Annotated in this window: 19 protein-coding genes, 1 tRNA gene and 2 rRNA genes; 5 read left to right on the top strand and 17 right to left on the bottom strand. The window is 70.7% G+C overall.

Annotated elements, in window-relative coordinates; genetic code table 11:
- Positions 1–6: 6 nt before the first annotated feature.
- The 6 genes from FF100_RS17035 to FF100_RS17010 form a co-directional block, all read right to left on the bottom strand.
- Positions 7–1,467 carry a coiled-coil domain-containing protein gene (locus FF100_RS17035; protein WP_139036882.1) on the bottom strand — a complete coding sequence of 487 codons (1,461 nt, stop codon included), beginning with the start codon at positions 1,465–1,467 and terminating at the stop codon, positions 7–9.
- A 154-nt stretch (positions 1,468–1,621) separates the two neighbouring features.
- Positions 1,622–2,479: an alpha/beta fold hydrolase gene (locus FF100_RS17030; protein ID WP_139036881.1), complete on the bottom strand. Its 858-nt coding sequence runs from the start codon at positions 2,477–2,479 to the stop codon at positions 1,622–1,624.
- Positions 2,476–3,702 carry an MFS transporter gene (locus FF100_RS17025; RefSeq protein ID WP_139036880.1) on the bottom strand — a complete coding sequence of 409 codons (1,227 nt, stop codon included), beginning with the start codon at positions 3,700–3,702 and terminating at the stop codon, positions 2,476–2,478. Before FF100_RS17025 ends, FF100_RS17030 begins: the two co-directional genes overlap by 4 nt.
- Positions 3,703–3,812: 110 nt before the next feature.
- A complete protein-coding gene (locus FF100_RS17020) occupies positions 3,813–4,592 on the bottom strand; it encodes a hypothetical protein (RefSeq protein ID WP_139036879.1) in 780 nt (259 codons plus the stop codon).
- Positions 4,593–5,234 carry an urease accessory protein UreG gene (gene ureG / locus FF100_RS17015; RefSeq protein ID WP_139036878.1) on the bottom strand — a complete coding sequence of 214 codons (642 nt, stop codon included), beginning with the start codon at positions 5,232–5,234 and terminating at the stop codon, positions 4,593–4,595.
- Positions 5,235–5,259: 25 nt separating this feature from the next.
- Positions 5,260–5,616, bottom strand: coding sequence for a tRNA-binding protein (locus tag FF100_RS17010; protein ID WP_139036877.1), 357 nt, complete (start codon positions 5,614–5,616; stop codon positions 5,260–5,262).
- A gap of 192 nt (positions 5,617–5,808) precedes the next feature.
- Here FF100_RS17010 and recF point away from each other — a divergent pair, with 192 nt between their 5' ends.
- Positions 5,809–6,969: a DNA replication/repair protein RecF gene (gene recF / locus FF100_RS17005; protein WP_246102131.1), complete on the top strand. Its 1,161-nt coding sequence runs from the start codon at positions 5,809–5,811 to the stop codon at positions 6,967–6,969.
- A gap of 19 nt (positions 6,970–6,988) precedes the next feature.
- On the opposite strand, the gene FF100_RS37110 is transcribed toward recF, so the two are convergent.
- Complete coding sequence (locus FF100_RS37110; RefSeq protein WP_171070210.1) at positions 6,989–7,132, bottom strand: hypothetical protein; 144 nt, start codon at positions 7,130–7,132, stop codon at positions 6,989–6,991.
- Positions 7,133–7,321: 189 nt separating this feature from the next.
- Between FF100_RS37110 and recQ the strand changes: the two genes are divergently transcribed.
- The 3 genes from recQ to FF100_RS16990 all read left to right on the top strand — a co-directional run bounded on the left by recQ (position 7,322) and on the right by FF100_RS16990 (position 11,024).
- Entirely contained in the window at positions 7,322–9,163 is a 1,842-nt protein-coding gene (recQ, locus tag FF100_RS17000) for a DNA helicase RecQ (RefSeq protein ID WP_139036876.1), read from the top strand.
- Positions 9,164–9,626: 463 nt separating this feature from the next.
- Entirely contained in the window at positions 9,627–10,034 is a 408-nt protein-coding gene (locus FF100_RS16995) for a Ros/MucR family transcriptional regulator (RefSeq protein ID WP_139036875.1), read from the top strand.
- A gap of 456 nt (positions 10,035–10,490) precedes the next feature.
- A complete protein-coding gene (locus FF100_RS16990) occupies positions 10,491–11,024 on the top strand; it encodes a VOC family protein (protein ID WP_246102130.1) in 534 nt (177 codons plus the stop codon).
- Between the two features lie 72 nt (positions 11,025–11,096).
- Here FF100_RS16990 and FF100_RS16985 read toward each other — a convergent pair whose 3' ends face one another.
- The 7 genes from FF100_RS16985 to FF100_RS16955 form a co-directional block, all read right to left on the bottom strand.
- Complete coding sequence (locus FF100_RS16985; protein ID WP_246102129.1) at positions 11,097–11,378, bottom strand: hypothetical protein; 282 nt, start codon at positions 11,376–11,378, stop codon at positions 11,097–11,099.
- Positions 11,375–12,148, bottom strand: a complete 774-nt coding sequence (locus FF100_RS16980) for an RlmE family RNA methyltransferase (protein WP_139036873.1) — start codon at positions 12,146–12,148, stop codon at positions 11,375–11,377. The genes FF100_RS16985 and FF100_RS16980 overlap by 4 nt, the downstream gene beginning before the upstream one ends.
- 128 nt (positions 12,149–12,276) lie before the next feature.
- Positions 12,277–13,386 (bottom strand): Ppx/GppA phosphatase family protein, encoded by a 1,110-nt coding sequence (locus FF100_RS16975; RefSeq protein WP_139036872.1) that lies wholly within the window; start codon positions 13,384–13,386, stop codon positions 12,277–12,279.
- Between the two features lie 187 nt (positions 13,387–13,573).
- Entirely contained in the window at positions 13,574–14,416 is an 843-nt protein-coding gene (locus FF100_RS16970) for an ABC transporter ATP-binding protein (RefSeq protein ID WP_139036871.1), read from the bottom strand.
- Between the two features lies 1 nt (position 14,417).
- Positions 14,418–15,197 (bottom strand): ABC transporter permease, encoded by a 780-nt coding sequence (locus FF100_RS16965; RefSeq protein WP_425463325.1) that lies wholly within the window; start codon positions 15,195–15,197, stop codon positions 14,418–14,420.
- Positions 15,198–15,249: 52 nt separating this feature from the next.
- A complete protein-coding gene (locus FF100_RS16960) occupies positions 15,250–16,242 on the bottom strand; it encodes an ABC transporter substrate-binding protein (RefSeq protein ID WP_139036869.1) in 993 nt (330 codons plus the stop codon).
- A gap of 141 nt (positions 16,243–16,383) precedes the next feature.
- Positions 16,384–16,863, bottom strand: coding sequence for a response regulator (locus FF100_RS16955; protein ID WP_139037064.1), 480 nt, complete (start codon positions 16,861–16,863; stop codon positions 16,384–16,386).
- Between the two features lie 148 nt (positions 16,864–17,011).
- On the opposite strand from FF100_RS16955, the gene FF100_RS16950 reads away from it, so the two are divergent.
- The gene (locus FF100_RS16950; RefSeq protein WP_139036868.1) at positions 17,012–17,722 is read left to right on the top strand and encodes an alanyl-tRNA editing protein; all 711 of its coding nucleotides are present in this window, start codon (positions 17,012–17,014) and stop codon (positions 17,720–17,722) included.
- 48 nt (positions 17,723–17,770) lie between these two features.
- Here the strand turns inward: FF100_RS16950 and FF100_RS16945 are convergent.
- The 3 genes from FF100_RS16945 to FF100_RS16935 form a co-directional block, all read right to left on the bottom strand.
- Positions 17,771–17,847: transfer RNA gene (locus FF100_RS16945), tRNA-Met, on the bottom strand.
- Between the two features lie 42 nt (positions 17,848–17,889).
- Positions 17,890–18,005: ribosomal RNA gene (gene rrf, locus FF100_RS16940) — 5S ribosomal RNA — on the bottom strand.
- 78 nt (positions 18,006–18,083) lie between these two features.
- Positions 18,084–18,184, bottom strand: a 23S ribosomal RNA gene (locus FF100_RS16935); the annotation flags it as partial.

The following is an 18,184-nucleotide window of genomic DNA, read 5'->3' as shown; positions in this document are numbered from 1 at the left end:
GGCCCATCACTCGCCAGCCCATGGGGCGGCGAGCGGTGGCACGAAGGGCGCGAGCGGCGGATCCTTGACCGGAACCAGGACGGGGGTCGGCAGGCCCGCCTGACGGATCGGATGGCTCCAGACCGTCGGGGCCCGCGGCGCGGCCGCGACGGGTGCCTCCGCGAGGCCCCGGCGGGCGAGCCCGCGGGTCTCCTGCGCCTGCCGGTACAGCGCGCTCGCCGTCTCCGGGTCGCCGCGCATGCCGCGGACCTGCAGGGCGGCGAGCTTGTCGGGATCGTAGGTTTCGGCGAGCAGCGCCGTGGCCCGGGCGCTGCCGCTCCGGACGCCGAGGGTGAGGAAGAGCCGCGCCCCGCTGATATCGCCGCGCCCGAGCAGCACCGCGACCCGCGCCAGCAACTGTGCCTCGTCGAGCGCCTCCGGTGTCGTGGAGGGCGCGCCGGTCTGCGGCAGCCCGCCCCGGGAGGCCGCGCCGGGCCGGGTCTGGAACACCAGCGAGGGCGGGGCGCCGCTCGCGTCCCGCGATGGGGCGTCCTGCGCCGTCACCTCTCCGGCTTTGACCTCCCCCGCGCGGTCGAGGCTGCCCCTCAGGCGGTCGAGGCGCCCGCGGGTCTCGGCCCCGTCCCGCTCGGCGGCAAGCCGACCCTGCTCGGCCCGGTCGCGGGCGCCGGCCGCGTCCACCGCCCGGGCATTCGCCTCCGACCGGGCGACCTGGGCGGCGCGGAGCGCCACGGCGAGGCGGCGCAGGCCCGCCCGCATCATCGCCCGCTCCCGCGCCGCCGACGCGGTCTGGGCCTGGAGGGCGACCTGCGCGGCCTCGGCGGCCGTCTCCAGCACGGCGACCCGCCGGCGGGCGTCGGCCAGCGCTCCCGCCAGCTGTGCCGACCGCGCCCGCTCCTCGCCGAGCGCCTGCCGGCGCTCGTCGGCCGCGCCCTCCGCGACCCGACGGGCCTCATCGGCGGCGGCGAGGGCCGCCCGCGCCTCGGCTCCGCCGTGATCCTGCGCCGCCCGTGCCCGCAGCGCCTCGACCTCCGCCCGGGCGGCGGCGAGCTCGCGGCTCGCCACCGCCGCGGCCTCCGAGAGGGCGCCGGCCCGGGTCTCCTCCCGCTCCAGGCGCCGCCGCACCGCCTCCGTCTCGGCCTCCGCCTGGCGCACCCGCGCCTCGGCCTGCCGCCGTGCATCCTCGACGGCCTGCGCCGCCGGGAGCGTGGCCGGGCGGGACAGGTCTCCCGCAGGGCCGGCGAGGTTTCCCGCAGGCCGGGACAGAATGGCGCGCGCCTGCATCTGGCGCGGCACGCCGGCCCGATCCGCCTCGGAGACCTCGGCGGAGGCAGGCACCGGGGCGGCGGCCGGGGGTGGGAGCGTGGCCGCGGGCGCCTTTCCGGCCTCCGGCGAACCGCCTTCCATCGTGAGCACCACGCCGGTCGCCGCGACGCCCAGGCATCCTGCCAGGCCGAGCCAGAACTTCATGCCGCGCCCCTTGGTCGGGCGGGCCCTCCGGTCGGGGGCGCCGCACCGCTTCGTCGCGACCGAGAGTGGGCCGCGGCGGCAGGGCCGGGCTACTTGCGCGATGGGAGCGGGCTGTGGCGGTCGCGCTTCCCCGAAAGGGGTGGGGCTTCCTCCTTCAGGCGGACGCGACGGCGCGCCGGATCACGGCCCGGACCCGCTCGGGCGCCTCGAACGGCAGGAAATGGGTGGTGCCCGGCAGAGTCTCGACCGCGATGCCGGTGCGCGGGCTCTCCTCGAGGACGCAGGTGCTGCCGGTCCCGGCCCGCAGGATCGCGGCCGGGCAGGACAGGCGCGCCAGCGCCGCCCAGGGATCATGCGCTTGCGCCATGTAGCTCGACGCCTCCCAGGCCCCGGTGCAGGCCAGCGTCACGCCGCCGGGCACGTCGCGGAACCCGTCCGCCACGTAATCGGCGAGCGGCGCCTCCGGCCAGGTGCGGAACGCGCCGCGACCGCGATAGGCGGCCAAAGCCGCGTCCCGGGACGGGAAGTCGCTGCGCCGCTTGATTGCTCCTTCGGCGAGGCCGGCATGGCCCTCCCCGCGCCGCGCCGAGGGCTGGATCACCGGATCGAGCAGCACGAGGCCGCGCACCCGCTCCGGCCGCTCGGCGGCGGCGAGCAGCGAGGCGGTGCCGCCCATCGAGTGGCCGATCAGCACGAGGGGCGGCGCGAGAGGATTCTCGTCGAGCCGGTCGAGGAGCGCGATCAGGTCGCGGGTGACGTCCCACCAATCCGTGCGCCCGGCAGGCTCGGCCGGCAGCGTGGAGCGGCCATGGCCGCGATGGTCGACGGCCAGCACGTGCAGGTCGGTCAGCGGCTCGAGCAGGCTGCGGTAGGTGCGGGCGTTGAAGCCGTTGGCGTGCAGGAGGAGCGCGTCGAGGGGCCGGGCCGCCGGCCCGAATTCCAGCGCGGCGAGGCGGCCGCCGGACGCGTCGCCGATGTCGAAGGTCCGCCGCACCAGCCCGTCGTCGTTCACGCCCGTATCCCCTTCGGCCGCGCCAGCGCGGTGCCGGCCGCGCCCAGCGCCATCAGGATCGCGGTGCCGAGGAACACCGCCCGCATCCCGACATGTCCCCCGATGAAGCCGCCGAGCAGCGGCCCCACCACCTGCCCGACGTACTGCGACGAGGTCGAATAGCCAAGGATCGTCCCGGCGACCCGGTCGGGGACCGAGTGGCGGATCACGCTGGCGATGCAGGGCAGGAGCCCGCCGAGCGCCAGCCCCATCAGGAAGCGCAAGATGACGAGCTGCCAGTCGCTCGTCACCAGGGCCTGCGGCACCAGCAGCACCGCCGACGCCGTCAGGCTCGCGGTGATGACCGTCCAGGGGCCGATCCGGTCGGCGAGCCGCCCGAGGCGCGGCGCCGACAGGATGCTGCCCAGGGCGGTCGCCGACATGGCGAGGCCGGCGACCAGGGTGACCCGGGCCGGATCGGGCGTCAGCTCGGCGACGTAGACGGTGATGATCGGCTCGACCGACATCACCGCCAGCATCAGGAGCATCCCGGTCGCCAGCATGGCGAGCGCCGGCCGCTTGTCGGGGATGCTGGAAAACCCGCCGCCGCTGCGGGCCGTGCGGGGCGGACGCGGGGCCTCGCGGATCAGCAGCAGGGTCGCGAGGAAGGCGAGGAAGATCACCGCCCCGGCGGCGAGGAAGGTGGCGCGGATGCCGATCACGGGCGGCAGCACCCCGCCGACCAGGGGCCCGACGAGGTTGCCCGCCATGATGCCGGAGGCGAGCATGCCCAGCGCCCAGGCCGAACGGTCCTTCGGCGTCTGCGTCGCCACCAGCACCGTCGAGCCGGAGGCGTAGCCGCCGAGCAGCCCCGCGAGCAGCCGCAGGCCCACGAGCTGCCAGACGTTGCCGGCGAGCCCGATCAGCGACATCGCGACCGCCATACCGAGGCTTGCCCGGATCAGCATCAGCTTGCGGCCGTAGAGATCGGCGAGGCGCCCCCAGAGCGGCGCCACCAGGGCGGCGCTGAAGAAGGTCGCCCCGAACGCCACGCCCGACCATTGCACGATCGCCGCCTGGTCCTTGACGCCGAGCTCCTCGACGTAGAGCGGCAGGAACGGCAGCAGCAGCGTCATCGCCACGATGGTGGTGAACGAGCCGAACACGCAGACCGCGAGGTTGCGCCGCCAATGGGCGTCCTCGGGGGACTCGTCCGGCAGTGCCGCGCTGCTGTCGCGGGTCATCGTTGGCGTTCTCCTCCCGCGCCCCGGTGGAACTCGGGCGCGGGCAGGACCCTAGACGCCTCCCCGCCCGCCGCGAACCCGCCCCGCAGGCGCGCCGGCATGCCCTGCTGTCATGCCGGCCGCCAATCCGGCCAGGCGGCCACGCGGTGCACCAGCCGGCGATCCCGCGCCTCCTCGCCGAACGGCGCCAGCTCCCAGTCCCACTCCCTCGGCGCCGCCCCCGGATCGACGCCGTAGAGGAGGTCGATCCGCTCGATCACCCGCCCGTCCCGGTCCGCTTCGGTCTCGTCGCGGTCGGTGACGAGGCAGATCCGTGCCGGGAGGTCCGCCAGGGCGTCGAGATGCGCCGCCACGATGTGCCGCCCGAAGGCGTCCGCGTCGGTCCAGGATCCGAGCCGTCCTGCCGCCTCGAGCCGCGCGACCGGCCGGATTGGCAGCTGCGACAGCAGGTTGGCCGAGACGACGAGGTCGGCCTCGCGGCAGACCGGCGGCAGGACCGGCCTTGCGGTCTCGCCGCGGTCGAGCAGCAGGCCGTTCGCGCCGCTGAGATCGTGGGTCAGGCGTGCGACGTTGGCGTGGCGGCGCGACCGCCACCGGGCCCGCCAGGGATGCACCGCGTCGACCAGGACCACCCGCCGGAACGCGGCCGCGAGGTCGTCGATCGGGACGTCGTCGAGGAGGCCCGAGCCCAGCACCACCGCGAGGTCGCGCCGGGGACAATCGCGCATCGCCGCCCGCACCGTGTCCTGCGCGGCGGCCAGGTGCGGCGCCCAGGCCGCGCGGCAGCGGCGCGACCGCGAGGCGAGCCGCACGCTGTCGCCGACATAGCCGAGGCGCCGGGCGGCGAGCGGCGCCGGCAGGGTGAGCCAATGCGCGAGGTCGAGGAGCACCTACAGCCCCCCGGCCTCCACCACGAAGCGCGCCACCGCCTCGACGCCGTCGCCGTGGCGCAAGGAGGCGAAGACGTAGGGGCGCTGGCCGCGCATGCGCTTGGTGTCCTCCTCCATCACCCCGAGATCGGCGCCGACGAGCGGCGCGAGGTCGGTCTTGTTGATGACGAGGAGGTCCGAACGGGTGATGCCTGGGCCGCCCTTGCGCGGAATCTTCTCGCCGCCGGCGACGTCGATCACGTAGATCGTCAGGTCGGCGAGCTCCGGCGAGAAGGTGGCCGCGAGGTTGTCGCCGCCGGATTCCAGCAGCACGAGGTCGAGGGCGGGAAAGCGCCGGCGCATCTCCGCCACCGCCGCGAGGTTGATCGAGGCGTCCTCGCGGATCGCGGTGTGCGGGCAGCCGCCGGTCTCGACGCCCATGATCCGCTCCTCGGCCAAGGCGCCGGCCACCGTGAGGAGGCGGGCATCCTCCTTGGTGTAGATGTCGTTGGTGATGGCGCAGAGGTCGTAGCGCTCGCGCAGGGCCTTGCACAGGCCCTCCATCAGGGCGGTCTTGCCCGACCCGACCGGGCCGCCGATGCCGACGCGCAAGGGGCCATGGCTGGAACCGGGGCCATGGCTGGAACTGGGGCTGGAGGTCATGGTGTGTCCGGTCTCCTTGGAACGCTCAGTACAGCCGCCCGCCATTCGGCACCGGCCGCTCGGGCGCGATCAGCACCACCGCGCCCTCCCCGTCCGGCACGCCGAGGGTCAGCACCTCGGAGCGCACGGGCCCGACCTGGCGCGGCGGCAGGTTGACGACGCAGAGCACCTGCCGGCCGACCAGGGCCTCGGGGGTGTAGTGCACCGTCACCTGGGCGGAGGATTTCTTCAAGCCGATCGCGGGGCCGAGGTCGATCACCAGCCGGTAGGCCGGCCGGCGCGCCTGGGGGATCGGCGCCGCCTCGACGATGGTGCCGACCCTCACGTCGAGCGCCAGGAAGTCGTCGATGGTCGCCGGGGCTGTCGGGGTGGTCTGGTCCATGAACCGGTCCGGGCGGGAAGGGATGGTGGCCGCGTCCGTATCGGATCCCGGCGGCGCAGTCTCGCCTTCGTTGCAGCGAGGCGGTGGACCGGGCCTGCCTCCTGAGATCGTCAGCCTCAGCGCCCGAGCCGGGACGCCGCGTCGCGGTGCGTCACGCCCGCGACACCACCGGCCCCCGCGGCGACCTGTGCTATGGCCCAGGGGATGACGAATCCCGAATCCCTGCGCGTCACCCGGCTGATCGCCCGCGACTTCCGCAACCACGCCGACCTCGACCTCGCGGTCGGCCGCCGCTTCGTCGCGCTGGTGGGGGAGAACGGGGCCGGCAAGACCAACATCCTGGAGGCGCTGTCGCTGTTCGCCCCCGGCCGCGGCCTGCGCCGGGCCGATTTCTCCGTGATGGCGCGCGAGGGCGGTGCCGGCGGCTTCGCGGTCTCGCTGACCCTCGAGGGACCGAACGGCGACCACCGCATCGGCACCGCCTGGGAGCCGCCGCGGGGACGCGAGGAGCGCGGCGGCCGGCTCTGCCGCATCGACGGCACCACCGCCTCCTCGCCCACGGCCTTCGCCGAGCAGCTGCGGGTGGTCTGGCTCACCCCCGACCTCGATGCGCTCTTCCGCGGGCCTGCCGGCGACCGGCGCCGCTTCCTCGACCGGCTGGTGCTCGCCGTCGATGCCGGCCACGGCGCCCGGGTGAGCGCCATGGAGCGGGCGTTGCGCTCGCGCAACCGTCTGCTGGAGGAGCGGCCGGATGACGGGCCGTGGCTCGATGCCGTCGAGCGCGAGGTGGCGGAACTCGCCGTCGCGGTGGCTCTCGCCCGGCGCGAGACGGTGGAGCGCCTCGACAGCCTGATCCTGTCGACCCGCGACGAGGCCTCGCCCTTCCCCTGGGCCGGGGTGCGGCTGGAGGGCGACATCGACGACCTCGTGGCGGTCTGGCCGGCGGTCGATGCCGAGGACCGCTACCGCGCCACCCTGCGGCAGAACCGGTTTCGCGACCGCGCCGCCGGGCGCACGCTCGCCGGCCCGCAGGCCTCCGACCTCGTGGTGCGGCACGGCCCCAAGGACGTCCCCGCCGCCACCGCCTCGACCGGCGAGCAGAAGGCGCTGCTGATCGGCCTTGTCCTCGCCCATGCCCGCCTCGTCACCGGCATGAGCGGGCTCAGCCCCCTGGTCCTGCTCGACGAGGTCGCGGCCCATCTCGATCCCCGCCGCCGCGCCGGCCTGTTCGACGCCCTCGAAGCCCTGCCGGGCCAGGTCTGGATGACCGGGGCCGATCCGGTGCTGTTCGGCGAGCTGGGCGAGCGGGCGGACGTGGTACAGGTGGCCGAGGGGAGCGTGCGGGCACCGTAGGATGGACGCGCACCGATCGCTATGGCTCGCCGTTCAGCGCGTCGACGACCGTCTTGTCCGCCTTCAGCGGATGCGGCGCGATGTCATGCGGGATCGGCTTGATCCGCGCCAGGAACGCGGCGAGCGACCGTTCGCGCCGTTGCAGTTCGTTCGCCGGGGCCATACCACCCTCTTCGCCCTTGTCGCGTCCCGCCGTCGGTGCCAGCGTCGCGGTGAGCCGTCGGCAGCCTCGTCGCGATGATCGCGCGTCGTGGTGGCGTCCCGTATCGGTGATGAATAGCTATCCTGTGTCAGGGGTCTTCCACACACCGTCCCCATTGCCGCCCGCCCGCAACGAGCCTGCAGAACCCCGATGACAGACCGCCTCGATGAGGCCCGCGCCGCCCTCCGAAAAACCTTCGGCTACGAGGATTTCCGTCCCGGCCAGGCCGAGGTGATCGGCGCCGTGCTCGACGGGCGCGACGTGTTCGCGGTGATGCCGACCGGCTCGGGCAAGTCGATGACCTACCAGCTCCCCGCCCTGGTGGAGGAGTCGCTGACTGTCGTCGTGTCGCCGCTGATCGCGCTGATGCACGACCAGGTGAAGCAGATGGAGGCGTTCGGCATCCCGGCCGGCACCCTCAACTCGACGGTGTCGGAATCGAGCGCCCGCGAGACCTGGCGCGGCATCCGCCAGGGGACCCTGCGCCTGCTCTTCGTCTCGCCCGAGCGGCTCCTGATGGACGGCCTGATCGAGGCGTTGCAGGGGGCCGGCGTTCGCCGGCTCGCCGTCGACGAGGCGCATTGCGTCTCGCAATGGGGCCACGACTTCCGGCCCGAATATCGTGATCTCGCCCGTGCCCGCGAGGCGCTCGGCGACGTGCAGACCGTGGCGCTGACCGCCACCGCCGATGCCGCGACCCGGGCCGACATCTCCGAGCGGCTGTTTCCCCGCGGCCGCAAGCCGGAACTGTTCGTCCACTCCTTCGACCGGCCGAACATCCGCCTGACCTTCGCGCCGAAGGAGCACCCGACGCGCCAGCTCTCCCGCTTCCTGCGCCCGCGCAAGGCGGAGAGCGGCATCATCTACTGCTCCTCGCGCAAGCGCACCGAGCAGATCGCCGAGATCCTGCAGCAGGACGGCTTCAACGCCCTCGCCTACCATGCCGGCCTGGAACAGACCGTGCGGATGCGCAACCAGGACACCTTCCTGCAGGAGGACGGCGTCGTCGTGGTGGCGACCATCGCCTTCGGCATGGGCATCAACAAGCCCGACGTGCGCTACGTCTGCCACGCCGACATGCCCTCGACGATCGAGAGCTACTACCAGGAGATCGGCCGCGCCGGGCGCGACGGGCTGCCGGCCGATACCCTGACCCTCTACGGCCTCGACGACATGGCGTTGCGCCGACGCCAGATCGACGAGAAGGAGGTACCCGACGACCGCCGCCGGGTCGAGCGCCGCAAGCTCGAGGCGATGATCGCGCTGTGCGAGGGCGCGACCTGCCGGCGCCAGTCGCTGCTCGGCTATTTCGGCGAGCAGAGCCAGCCGTGCGGCCGCTGCGACCTGTGCCGTGGCGGCGTCTCGCTGATCGACGGCACGGTGTCGGCCCAGAAGGTATTGTCGGCGGTGGTGCGCACCGGGCAGCGTTTCGGCGCTGCCTATATCTGCGATCTCGTCCACGGCAAGGAGAGCGAGCAGATCCGCCGCAACGGCCACGCCCAGCTCAAGACCTTCGGGGTCGGCTCCGACAAGCCGGTGGCGGCCTGGCGGGCGATCCTGCGCCAGCTCTTCGCCGCCGGCGCGGTGGCGGAGAACGGCGACGGCTACGGTGGCCTCTCCCTCACCGACAAGGGCGAGGCGATCCTGTTCGGCCGCGAGCCGGTGCAGCTCCGCCCCGACCCCGAGCCGAAGGCGCCGAAGGAGCGCCGCCGCGCGACCCAGGACGACGACACCCTCGGCCTGTCGGACACCGACGAAGCCCTGTTCCAGCACCTGCGGGGCCTGCGCGCGACGCTGGCCCGCCAGGAGGGCGTGGCCGCCTACATGATCTTCCCCGACCGCACCCTGATCGAGATGGCGCGGGCCAAGCCGATCGACCTCTGGGCCTTGCGCTCGATCCACGGCGTCGGCGAACGCAAGCGGGAGGCCTATGGGCAACCTTTCGTCGAGGCGGTGGCGGAGTTCCTGGCGGATGCGAAGCGGGCGGGGTGAGCGGGCTGTCGGTCGTCGATCCGGTCATCCCGGATGTCGCGGCCCCCTTCTCCCGTGCGGAGCGGCGTGGCGAGGCGAAGATCCGCCCGTGACCGTGGCCGCGAATCAGGATCCCGCATCGAGCGTCGGCCTGCCAGAGCATCGTCCGACGACGTGGGTGCCGGTTCGTCGCGAACATCCGATCATACAAAGGCTTAGAGAGCGTCGCGAATGCAGCGCGATCGTGACGTGCCTCAGACGATGCGCCCTGGAGGTGTGCCCCGCCTCCAGGCGCGGTTCTTCCCAGACAACCGGATTTCCACCCGCTTAGTCTCGCGCGTGATGGGCCGCATCATGTCCGGTGTGCTTGTAAGGCCGATAAATCGTGCCACGTTGGCCTAATGCGTGTGATTGGGTGCGCTATATAAAATTCTTGCAAATGTCGAAATCGTCTTCGGCATGGTGATCAGAGTATTAATAAAGCATGCTGAAGGCCGACACTCCAAGCGCCGACTTCGTTAGCCTCGCCGCCGCCATCGTGTCGGCCTACGTGACACGCAACAGCGTGCCGGCTGGGGATCTCCCCACGGTGATCGTCGCAACGTATGCCGCTTTGACCAAGCTCGGTGGGCCGGCGGAACCCGCGAAGGAGGAGCGGCCCACCCCGCCGGTGCCGATCAAGAAGACGGTGACGCCGGACTACATCATCAGCCTGGAGGACGGACGTCCCTACAAGACGCTGAAACGCCATCTCGCCGGGCGCGGGATCACGCCCGAGGCGTATCGCCAGAAGTGGGGCCTGCCGCACGATTACCCGATGGTTGCTTCCACATACGCGGCCCAGCGTTCGCAGCTCGCGAAGGTGTCGGGTCTCGGGCGGAGGTCAGCGTGAGGTCCGGGCTCCGTGGTCCTTAGGACCGGAGGTCCCCTTCCTCAGATCAGGCTGTGGCGGCGCGCAGACTGGCATCTTGGATGCTGGACAACAGCTGTTGCCCGTCCATCCGAATTGATACGACATCCGATCGGTTGCGTCGCAATGCGGATTTCAGCCTCGCCCAAACGCCGCGCAGGCTGGTGATACGGATTGAGCGCGAGAGGCTGAAAGCAGCCACGCACCGGGCTAAGCCGATCAGGATCGAAGGGCAGGTCGTCTCCTCCATGAGAGAGGAAATGCGCATTTTCCTCACAGCCTTCAGGGTGGCCTGACGGCCGTCGCTCGAGCGTTTTCCGAGGAAGCGGATAACGGTTCACCGCAGGCAATGCGGCAAGATCAAAGACCTGGAGCACTTATCCGGTTGCGACGCGATCGGATGATGCTCGAGGATCAAAACCCGATCAGCTTGACCGTGTGAGCGTCAGCTTCAACCCATTGCAGACGAGCGGCCCCTTTGCCGGTAGAACGTCCTGCATGACGGAACACACGAGCATCCATGTGCAGCGCGCCGATCATGTCGGCTTCGCGGTCGGCTCCCTCGACGAGGCACTTCGGTTCTGGATCGATGGGCTCGGCGCACGCCTCGTGCGGACGGGCGAGATGGGGGGCGAGTTCCTCGGTCAGGTGACCGGAGCGCATGGAGCGACGGTGCGCCTGGCGATCGTTTCGCTGGCGGATCAGACGATCGAGCTCCTGGAGTATCAGGGTCCGGACCGACCCCGCGTGCCGGCCAAGCCGTTCGACCCAGGCTTCGCGCATCTGGCCCTTGTGGTCGATGACATCGACGCGCTCCTGGTGCGGATCGCCGCCTACGGCTGGAAGGCGCAAGGCACGCCGCAACCGATCGCGGACGGTGCGCGGGCTGGAACGCGGGTGATCTACGCCGTTGGCCCTGACGGCGCGACGATCGAGTTCATGCAGCCGCCAGCGATCGCCAAGGATCCCTGATCCCCGTCGGGCGGGTGTCCGCTTCCCACCCTCGGCAGCGCTTCATGCGGTCAGGCTGATTGGGTTTTGACCCTAGGCTTCTCCCTGCCGTGTCCGAAAATCCCGCAGGGTCGCGGTCAAGCGCTCCTGCAGCACCGCCTCTGACAATGGGCCCGAGACGACGAGGCTCGCCACCACCTCCGGGTGCTTGAGCCGCTGCTTCGGCGTCCGGGCATGATTGGCGACCCGCAACTGACCCACCGCCCCGGGCAGGCCGAAATAGAAGCTCTCGCCTCGCGTCCCCTGCCCGATCTCCGAAAAACCCTCCGCGACGAGCAGTGCCCGCGCTCGCGCGATCGCCGCCGCCGGGGTCACGGCCGCCAGCCCGGCGCCTCGTCCTCCGCCTCGTCGTCGTCGGTCTCGCGATACGGCCCATCCGTCGCCTCGGCGCCGCGATAGCCCGTCGCCAGGACGTAGAGCTCGCTCGAATCCGCCCGGCTCGCCGCCGGCTTGACGTGGCGCACGGCGGAGAAATCGCGTTTCAGGTCGGTGAGCAGGCCGGCCTCGGTGCCACCTTGCAGCACCTTGGCGAGGTAGGTGCCGCCCGGTGCCAGGATCTCGCGGGCGAAGGCCAACGCCGTCTCGGCGAGCCCCATGATCCGCAGGTGGTCGGTCTTCTTATGGCCGGTGGCATTGGCGGCCATGTCCGACATCACGACATCGGCCGGACCGCCCAGCATCTCGGTGAGCAGCCCCGGCGCGGTCGGATCGAGGAAGTCGAGGGTGACGAAATCGACCCCGGGCATCGGCTCGATCTCCAGGAGGTCGATGCCGACGACCCGGCCGCGCGGCGCCGGCGCGCCCGGATGGCTGCCGACTCTGGCGGCGGCCACCTGCGACCAGCCGCCCGGGGCGGCGCCGAGATCGACCACTCGCTGACCCGGCCGCAGCAGCCGGAAGCGGTCGTCGATCTCCATCAGCTTGAAGGCCGCGCGCGACCGGTAGCCCTCACGCTTGGCACGGGCCACGTAGGGGTCGTTGAGCTGGCGCTCGAGCCAGAGCTTGGAGGAGACCGTGCGCCCGCGCCCGGTCTTCACCCGCTGCTTCAGGTCTCCCCGGACGCCGCCGCCGCGACGATCGCTCATATGCCTTGACCTTCGATGACCGAACCCTTTCCAGCCAGATGACGCCCCGGGCGCGCGGGCGCAAGCCCGCTTCTTGCAGCAAGCCCGCTTCTCGCAGACTGACCGCGCGCGAGCCCGGAGCGCGGCTGTCAGCCCGGCCGCACGCCCCGGCGCCAGACCCCATCCTCACGCATCATGTTCATCAGGAGGCCCTCGCGCAGGCCGCGATCGGCGATGCGCAGGCGCTCGGACGGGAAGGCACGGCGGATCGCCTCCAGGATGGCGCAGCCGGCCAGCACCAGGTCGGCCCGGTCGCGGCCGATGCACGGGTTCTGCGCCCGGTCCGACAGGCGGGTCGCGAGCAGGCCGTCGATGGCGTCGGTGACCTCGCGGTCGCGCATCCACAACCCGTCGATCCGCCGCCGGTCGTAGCGCGGCAGGCGCAGATGGGTGGCGGCGAGCGTCGTCACCGTGCCGGAGGTGCCGAGCAGGTGGAAGTTCGGCGCGTGGGCGGCGGCGCCGGCGATGAGCGCGAACTTGGTCAGGCGGTCGGCGACCTCCTCGACCATGCCCTCGAAGACCGGGCGGGTGACGTCAGCCCCGCCATAGCGCTCGGCCAGGGTGACGACCCCCACCGGGAGCGAGTCCCAGGCGCGGATGCGCAAGGTCGGGTCGGCGCTGCGGGCGAGCGCCGCCGACCCGTCGAGCCAGACGATTTCGGTCGAGCCGCCGCCGATATCGAAGATCACGACCGATTCAGCGTGCCGGTCGGCGAGCGCGGCGCAGCCGGTCACGGCCAGGTAGGCCTCGGTGCGCCGGTCCACCACCTCGAGATCGAGCCCGACCTCGCGGTGGACGCGATCGACGAAGGCCGGCCCGTTCACCGCGAGCCGGCACGCGGCGGTGGCGATCGATTTCGCCCGCACCACCCCCCGGGCGCGCATCTTGCCCAGGCACACCGCCAGCGCATCGACCGTGCGGTCGATGGCGTCCTCGCTCAGCCGGTCGTTGCTGCCCAAGCCTTCGCCGAGGCGCACGATACGCGAGAAGGCATCGATCACCCGGAACCCGTAGGGCGCCGGCTCGGCGATCAGGAGCCGGCAATTGTTGGTGCCGAGATCGAGCGCCGCGTAGGCGCGCCGCTCGCTCCGGCGTGAAACATCATCCTCCGCCCCACGGGGCGGAGGCGCGGTCGCGCGCGCTGTCTCGGCATACTCCGCGGCTCGCGCCGGCGCGGAGACGGCCGTCTCATCCCTCATCGGCGATGCCGATATCCTTCATGGTCGCACCCTTGCGGGGCGACAAGCCCATCACATGATGGGAAGCTTACGTGGCTCCGGCCGGAACGCAAAGCAGCGATCGTGCCGCGCCGGCCGTCCTCTCACCACGAAGTTTCTCTGGCGACCAAACGAGTTGTGGGCAATCGGCCGTTGGCGGAGCGCCCGCTCAATCGACCGCCGAGCCGGTCAACTCGGCCTGGGTGAAGCGCTGCTGCTCCTCCATCACCAACCCGGCGAGTTCGCGCTTGAGGGCATTGAACTCGGCCGAGGCGGTGTCACGCGGGCGGGCGAGGGGCACGATCAGGTCGCGCTTCATCCGACCCGGGCGGTAGGTGAGCACGACGATCCGGTCGGCGAGGTAGATCGCCTCCTCGATCGAGTGGGTCACGAACACGATGGTCTTGCGGTACTCGGCCCAGATCCGCAGCAGCTCGTCCTGCAAGGTGCGCCGGGTCAGCGCGTCGAGGGCGCCGAACGGCTCGTCCATCAGCATCACCGGCGGGTCGAGGGCGAGGATGCGCGCGATCGCAACCCGCTGACGCATTCCGCCGGACAATTCCTTCGGGAAGCGGGCGAGGAAGTCCGACAGGCCGAGCGTCCCGGCGATGCGGGCGACGATGGCGTCAGCCTCCGCCCGCGCCACGCCCTTGATGTCGAGGCCGAAGCGGATGTTCTGCTCGACCGTCATCCAGGGAAACAGCGCATATTCCTGGAAGACCATGCCACGGTCGGGCCCGGGATCGACGACCGGGCGCCCGGCCATCCGGATCGTCCCGGAGGTGAGCGGTGAGAATCCCGCGATCGCGTTGAGCAGGGTGGACTTGCCGCAGCCCGACGGCCCGAGCAGGCAGACGAACTGCCCGCTCGGAATCGTCGCGGTGACGCTTTCCAGCGCCACCACAGCGCCCGATCCGGTGCCGAACACCTTCGAGGCGCCGTCGATCTCGATCTCGGCGGCGCCCGGCGCGGCGGCGGGGTCGGGGCGGCGGAGCGTTGCAGTTGCCGTCATGTCAGCGCTCCAGGCCGCGGTGCCAGCGCAGCAGGTGGTCGTTCAGGCGCGACATCGCACCGTCGATGACGAGGCCGAGGATGCCGATCGTCAGCATCCCGCCGATGATCTTGTCCGACCACATATACTCACGCGCCTCGAGGATGCGGTAGCCGAGCCCGTCGGAAACCGCGATCATCTCGGCGACGATCACCACGATGAAGGCGGTGCCGATGCCGATGCGCATGCCGGCGAGCACGAACGGGCTCGCCGCCGGCAGGATCACCCGCCGGAACATCGTCCAGGAATTCGCACCGAGATTGCGCGCGGCGCGGACATAGATCGAATCGACTTGCCGCACCCCCGCCACCGTGTTGACGAGGACCGGGAAGAACGTGCCGAGCGCGATCAGGAACAGGGCCGGCGGGTTGCCGAGACCGAACCACACGATCGCGAGCGGGATATAGGCGATCGGCGGGATCGGCCGCAGGATCTGCAGCAGCGGATTGACGAGGCTGTAGAGCTTGTCGCTCGTGCCCATCAGCAGGCCGACCGGCAGCGCCAGTCCGACGCCGATCGCGAAGCCGGCGATCACCCGGCTCAGGCTCGCCACCGCGTCGTGCGGCAGCTCGCCCGAGAACAGCCAGGCCGTGTAGCTCTGGGTCGCCGGATCGTAGGGCAAGGCGGGAACGAGGCTCGAAACCCAGCGCGCCGCCACCGCGCTCGGCGGCGGCAGCACCACGGCTGAGAACAGGCCGGCGCGGCTCGCGATCTCCCAGACGATCAGCAGACCGACCGGCAAGAGCGCGCCGCGAAAGGCGGAGAGGCGGTTCACGTCGGATCTCCGGACCGGCTCAATTCGTCTTCGTCGTGCTCTTGGCGCCGAGTTCGGCCTTCGCCTTCTCGAGCAGGTCGAGCTTGACCCACTCGGCGTCGCCCTTCGGCGGGTTGACCATCTTGCCGAGACCGTACTTGTGCATCAGGTCCGCCGTGACCTGCATGTGGCCGGCCGGCATGTCGTAGGTGTAGTCGGCATTCTCCATCGAATCGCGAAAATCCTTGCTGCTGAGCTGGCCTTTGAATACCTGCTCGCGGACGTACTTCTCGGCCAGGTCCGGCTTCTCGATGAAGGTCTTGGTCGCCTCGACGAACAGCTTCAGGACCCGGGCGGCGACCTCGGGCTTCTCGGTGTACATCTTCTCGGTCATGACCAGCGGCCGGTAGGGCACGCCGACCGGGGTATCGTAGGGCTTGACGATCTCGTAGCCCCAGCCGTTCGAGATGGCTTGGGTCGATTGCGGCTCGCTCTGGCAGATCACGTCGACGTACTTCTGGGCCAGCGCCTGGTTCAGGTCGGCATAGTTGTTGAAGTAGACGAGCTGCACGTCCTTGCCCGGACGCTCCGACCAGGTCAGGCCGTTCTTCTCCAATTCAGCCAGCAGCATCAGGTCCTGGGTGCCGCCGCGCACCACCGCGACCTTCTTGCCCTTCACGTCAGCGAGGGTCTTGGCGCCGAGATCGGGCCGGCCGAGGATGCGCACGCCGCCATTGGCGAAGCCGGCCACCACCAGCAGCTTGACGCCGTTGCCGCGCGCCGCCACCGCGCCGTCGGCGCCCGAGGCCGCGATGTCGATCTGGTCGACCGCCATCGCCGGGTAGATGTCGGCGCCCTTCGCGAACTGCTTCTCGTCGATCTTCAGATTATACTTGCCGGCGATCTCCTTCATGTAGGAGATCGCGCCGTAATGGGCGAATTTCAGGTTGCCGAGACGGACGACGTCCTGGGCCGCGGCCGGACCGGCGAGGGCCGCCAGGAACGTGGCTGCGACGGCGAGGCGCTTGAGCATGATTCACTCCCTGTCCACCCGGCCGGTCGCGATGCCGGAGCGGTTTGGCGAGGGATACTGGACAAAGGTCGCGCCTGCTGAAAGGCGCATTACGGCGTCAGCGATAAGACTTTAGACTCGCGGATTAAACCGGGAGCCCCCTCAGAGCATGCCCTTCACCGCGGCGGCGGCGGCGAGGCGTGGCTGGGGGCGCAGCAGGCTCTTGACTTGCGAGAACGGCCGCGGCCGGTTGATCACCTCGTCGAGGCGCGACCACAGGGTCTTGGGCGAGAACGGCTTGGCGATGATCTCGTTGACGCCGAGGTTGATCGCCCGGTCGATCACGTTCCGACGCGGTTGGGCGAGCATCAGGATGATCGGCACGGTCGGGGCCGGCGAGGTTGCCGGCGTGCGGGCGAGCCGGATGAACTCCTCTCCCGAGAGGATCGCCAAGTCCCAGTCGAGCACGACCAGGTCGGGCTTGCTCTCGGCCAGCACGCCGAGCGCCTCGGCGCCGTCCGGCGCTTCCAGCAGCCGCTTGATGCCGACGCGCATCAGCATGTCGCGTACGATGCGGCGGATGTAGAGGCTCTCGTCGACCACGAGAGCCGAGAGATCCGGGAAGGTCGGAGTGGCGATCATCGCGGGCTTGGTCTCGGGACGCCGTCCCATATTGGGCCCGCCGTCCCTACGGCTTCGCTAACCGAGATGGTTAACGGACGACGAAGACTCGACGGAGGCGCGGCGGCGAGCCACTCTTGCAATCCGCGACCACGAACCGGGAGACGGCATGCCAACAGACCTTCTCTACCGCGACGACGCATATCTGCGCGAGACCGAGGCCCGTATCGTCGCTGCGGACGAGACCGGATTCATCCTCGACCGGACCTTGTTCTACGCGCAGGGTGGTGGCCAGCCCGGCGACCGCGGTCGGCTGGTGCGGGAGGACGGCAGCGAGGTGGCGATCCTCGACACCGTCTACGGCCCGGACAAGACGACGATCCTGCACCGGGTCGCGGCGGGAGGCCCCGTCCCATCCCCCGGCGAGTCGGTTCGCCTGATGCTCGACTGGCCGCTTCGCTACGCCCGTATGCGGGTGCACACCGCGCTGCATCTGCTCTCGGTGGCCCTCCCCTATCCGGTGACCGGCGGCTCCATCGGTGACGGCGAGGGTCGGCTCGACTTCGACATCCCGGATTCCGGTCTCGACAAGGACGCCGTCACGACGCGGCTGCGCGAGATGATTGGCCAGGATGCCGCCGTCTCGGTGTGCTGGATCAGCGACGAGGAACTCGCCGCCAATCCAGGGCTCGTCAAGACGATGTCGGTGAAGCCGCCGATGGGGAGTGGACGGGTGCGCCTCGTGGCGATCGAGGGACTCGACCTCCAGCCCTGCGGCGGCACCCATGTAGGCCGCACGGGGGAGATTGGCGTGGCGACGGTCACGGCGATCGAGAAGAAGGGCAAGCAGAACCGACGTGTGCGCGTGTCCCTGGCTTGAACGCGAGAAGGCCCGTCAGCATCAGTTGACGGGCCTTCTCGATCGGTTTGGTTGCGGGGACAGGATTTGAACCTGTGACCTTCAGGTTATGAGCCTGACGAGCTACCGGGCTGCTCCACCCCGCGCCAAGGCGTGATCGTGATGAGGGAACGTGACGTGCTTGGCAGGTCTGGCGGTGACCGACTCTCCCGTGTCTTGAGACACAGTACCATAGGCGCTGGGGCGGTTAACGGCCGAGTTCGAGATGGGATCGGGTTCAGATCACCCCGCTCAGACCACCAGACCGGCCAAGCACGTTCATCCGGCAAGCATGTGTGTGTGTCTTCGTCGTGTGTGGTTGATCCGGACACGGATCATGAGAGCGATCAAGCCGATCGAGCGATTAGTACTGGTCAGCTCAGCGCGTTACCGCGCTTGCACATCCAGCCTATCCACGTGGTCGTCTTCCACGGCTCTCAAGGG

This window comes from Methylobacterium terricola (assembly GCF_006151805.1).
GTDB lineage: Bacteria > Pseudomonadota > Alphaproteobacteria > Rhizobiales > Beijerinckiaceae > Methylobacterium > Methylobacterium terricola.
This window is presented reverse-complemented; position numbering and strand designations above follow the sequence as displayed.

What these genes read in the sequence shown, in the direction of transcription:
- FF100_RS17035 (WP_139036882.1), bottom strand. Translation starts at nt 1,467, where the DNA reads ATGAAGTTCTGGCTCGGCCTGGCAGGATGCCTGGGCGTCGCGGCGACC.
- FF100_RS17025 (WP_139036880.1), bottom strand. Translation starts at nt 3,702, where the DNA reads ATGACCCGCGACAGCAGCGCGGCACTGCCGGACGAGTCCCCCGAGGAC.
- ureG (WP_139036878.1), bottom strand. Translation starts at nt 5,234, where the DNA reads ATGACCTCCAGCCCCAGTTCCAGCCATGGCCCCGGTTCCAGCCATGGC.
- FF100_RS17010 (WP_139036877.1), bottom strand. Translation starts at nt 5,616, where the DNA reads ATGGACCAGACCACCCCGACAGCCCCGGCGACCATCGACGACTTCCTG.
- recF (WP_246102131.1), top strand. Translation starts at nt 5,809, where the DNA reads ATGGCCCAGGGGATGACGAATCCCGAATCCCTGCGCGTCACCCGGCTG.
- FF100_RS37110 (WP_171070210.1), bottom strand. Translation starts at nt 7,132, where the DNA reads ATGGCCCCGGCGAACGAACTGCAACGGCGCGAACGGTCGCTCGCCGCG.
- recQ (WP_139036876.1), top strand. Translation starts at nt 7,322, where the DNA reads ATGACAGACCGCCTCGATGAGGCCCGCGCCGCCCTCCGAAAAACCTTC.
- FF100_RS16995 (WP_139036875.1), top strand. Translation starts at nt 9,627, where the DNA reads ATGCTGAAGGCCGACACTCCAAGCGCCGACTTCGTTAGCCTCGCCGCC.
- FF100_RS16980 (WP_139036873.1), bottom strand. Translation starts at nt 12,148, where the DNA reads ATGAGCGATCGTCGCGGCGGCGGCGTCCGGGGAGACCTGAAGCAGCGG.
- FF100_RS16975 (WP_139036872.1), bottom strand. Translation starts at nt 13,386, where the DNA reads ATGAGGGATGAGACGGCCGTCTCCGCGCCGGCGCGAGCCGCGGAGTAT.
- FF100_RS16970 (WP_139036871.1), bottom strand. Translation starts at nt 14,416, where the DNA reads ATGACGGCAACTGCAACGCTCCGCCGCCCCGACCCCGCCGCCGCGCCG.
- FF100_RS16960 (WP_139036869.1), bottom strand. Translation starts at nt 16,242, where the DNA reads ATGCTCAAGCGCCTCGCCGTCGCAGCCACGTTCCTGGCGGCCCTCGCC.
- FF100_RS16955 (WP_139037064.1), bottom strand. Translation starts at nt 16,863, where the DNA reads ATGATCGCCACTCCGACCTTCCCGGATCTCTCGGCTCTCGTGGTCGAC.
- FF100_RS16950 (WP_139036868.1), top strand. Translation starts at nt 17,012, where the DNA reads ATGCCAACAGACCTTCTCTACCGCGACGACGCATATCTGCGCGAGACC.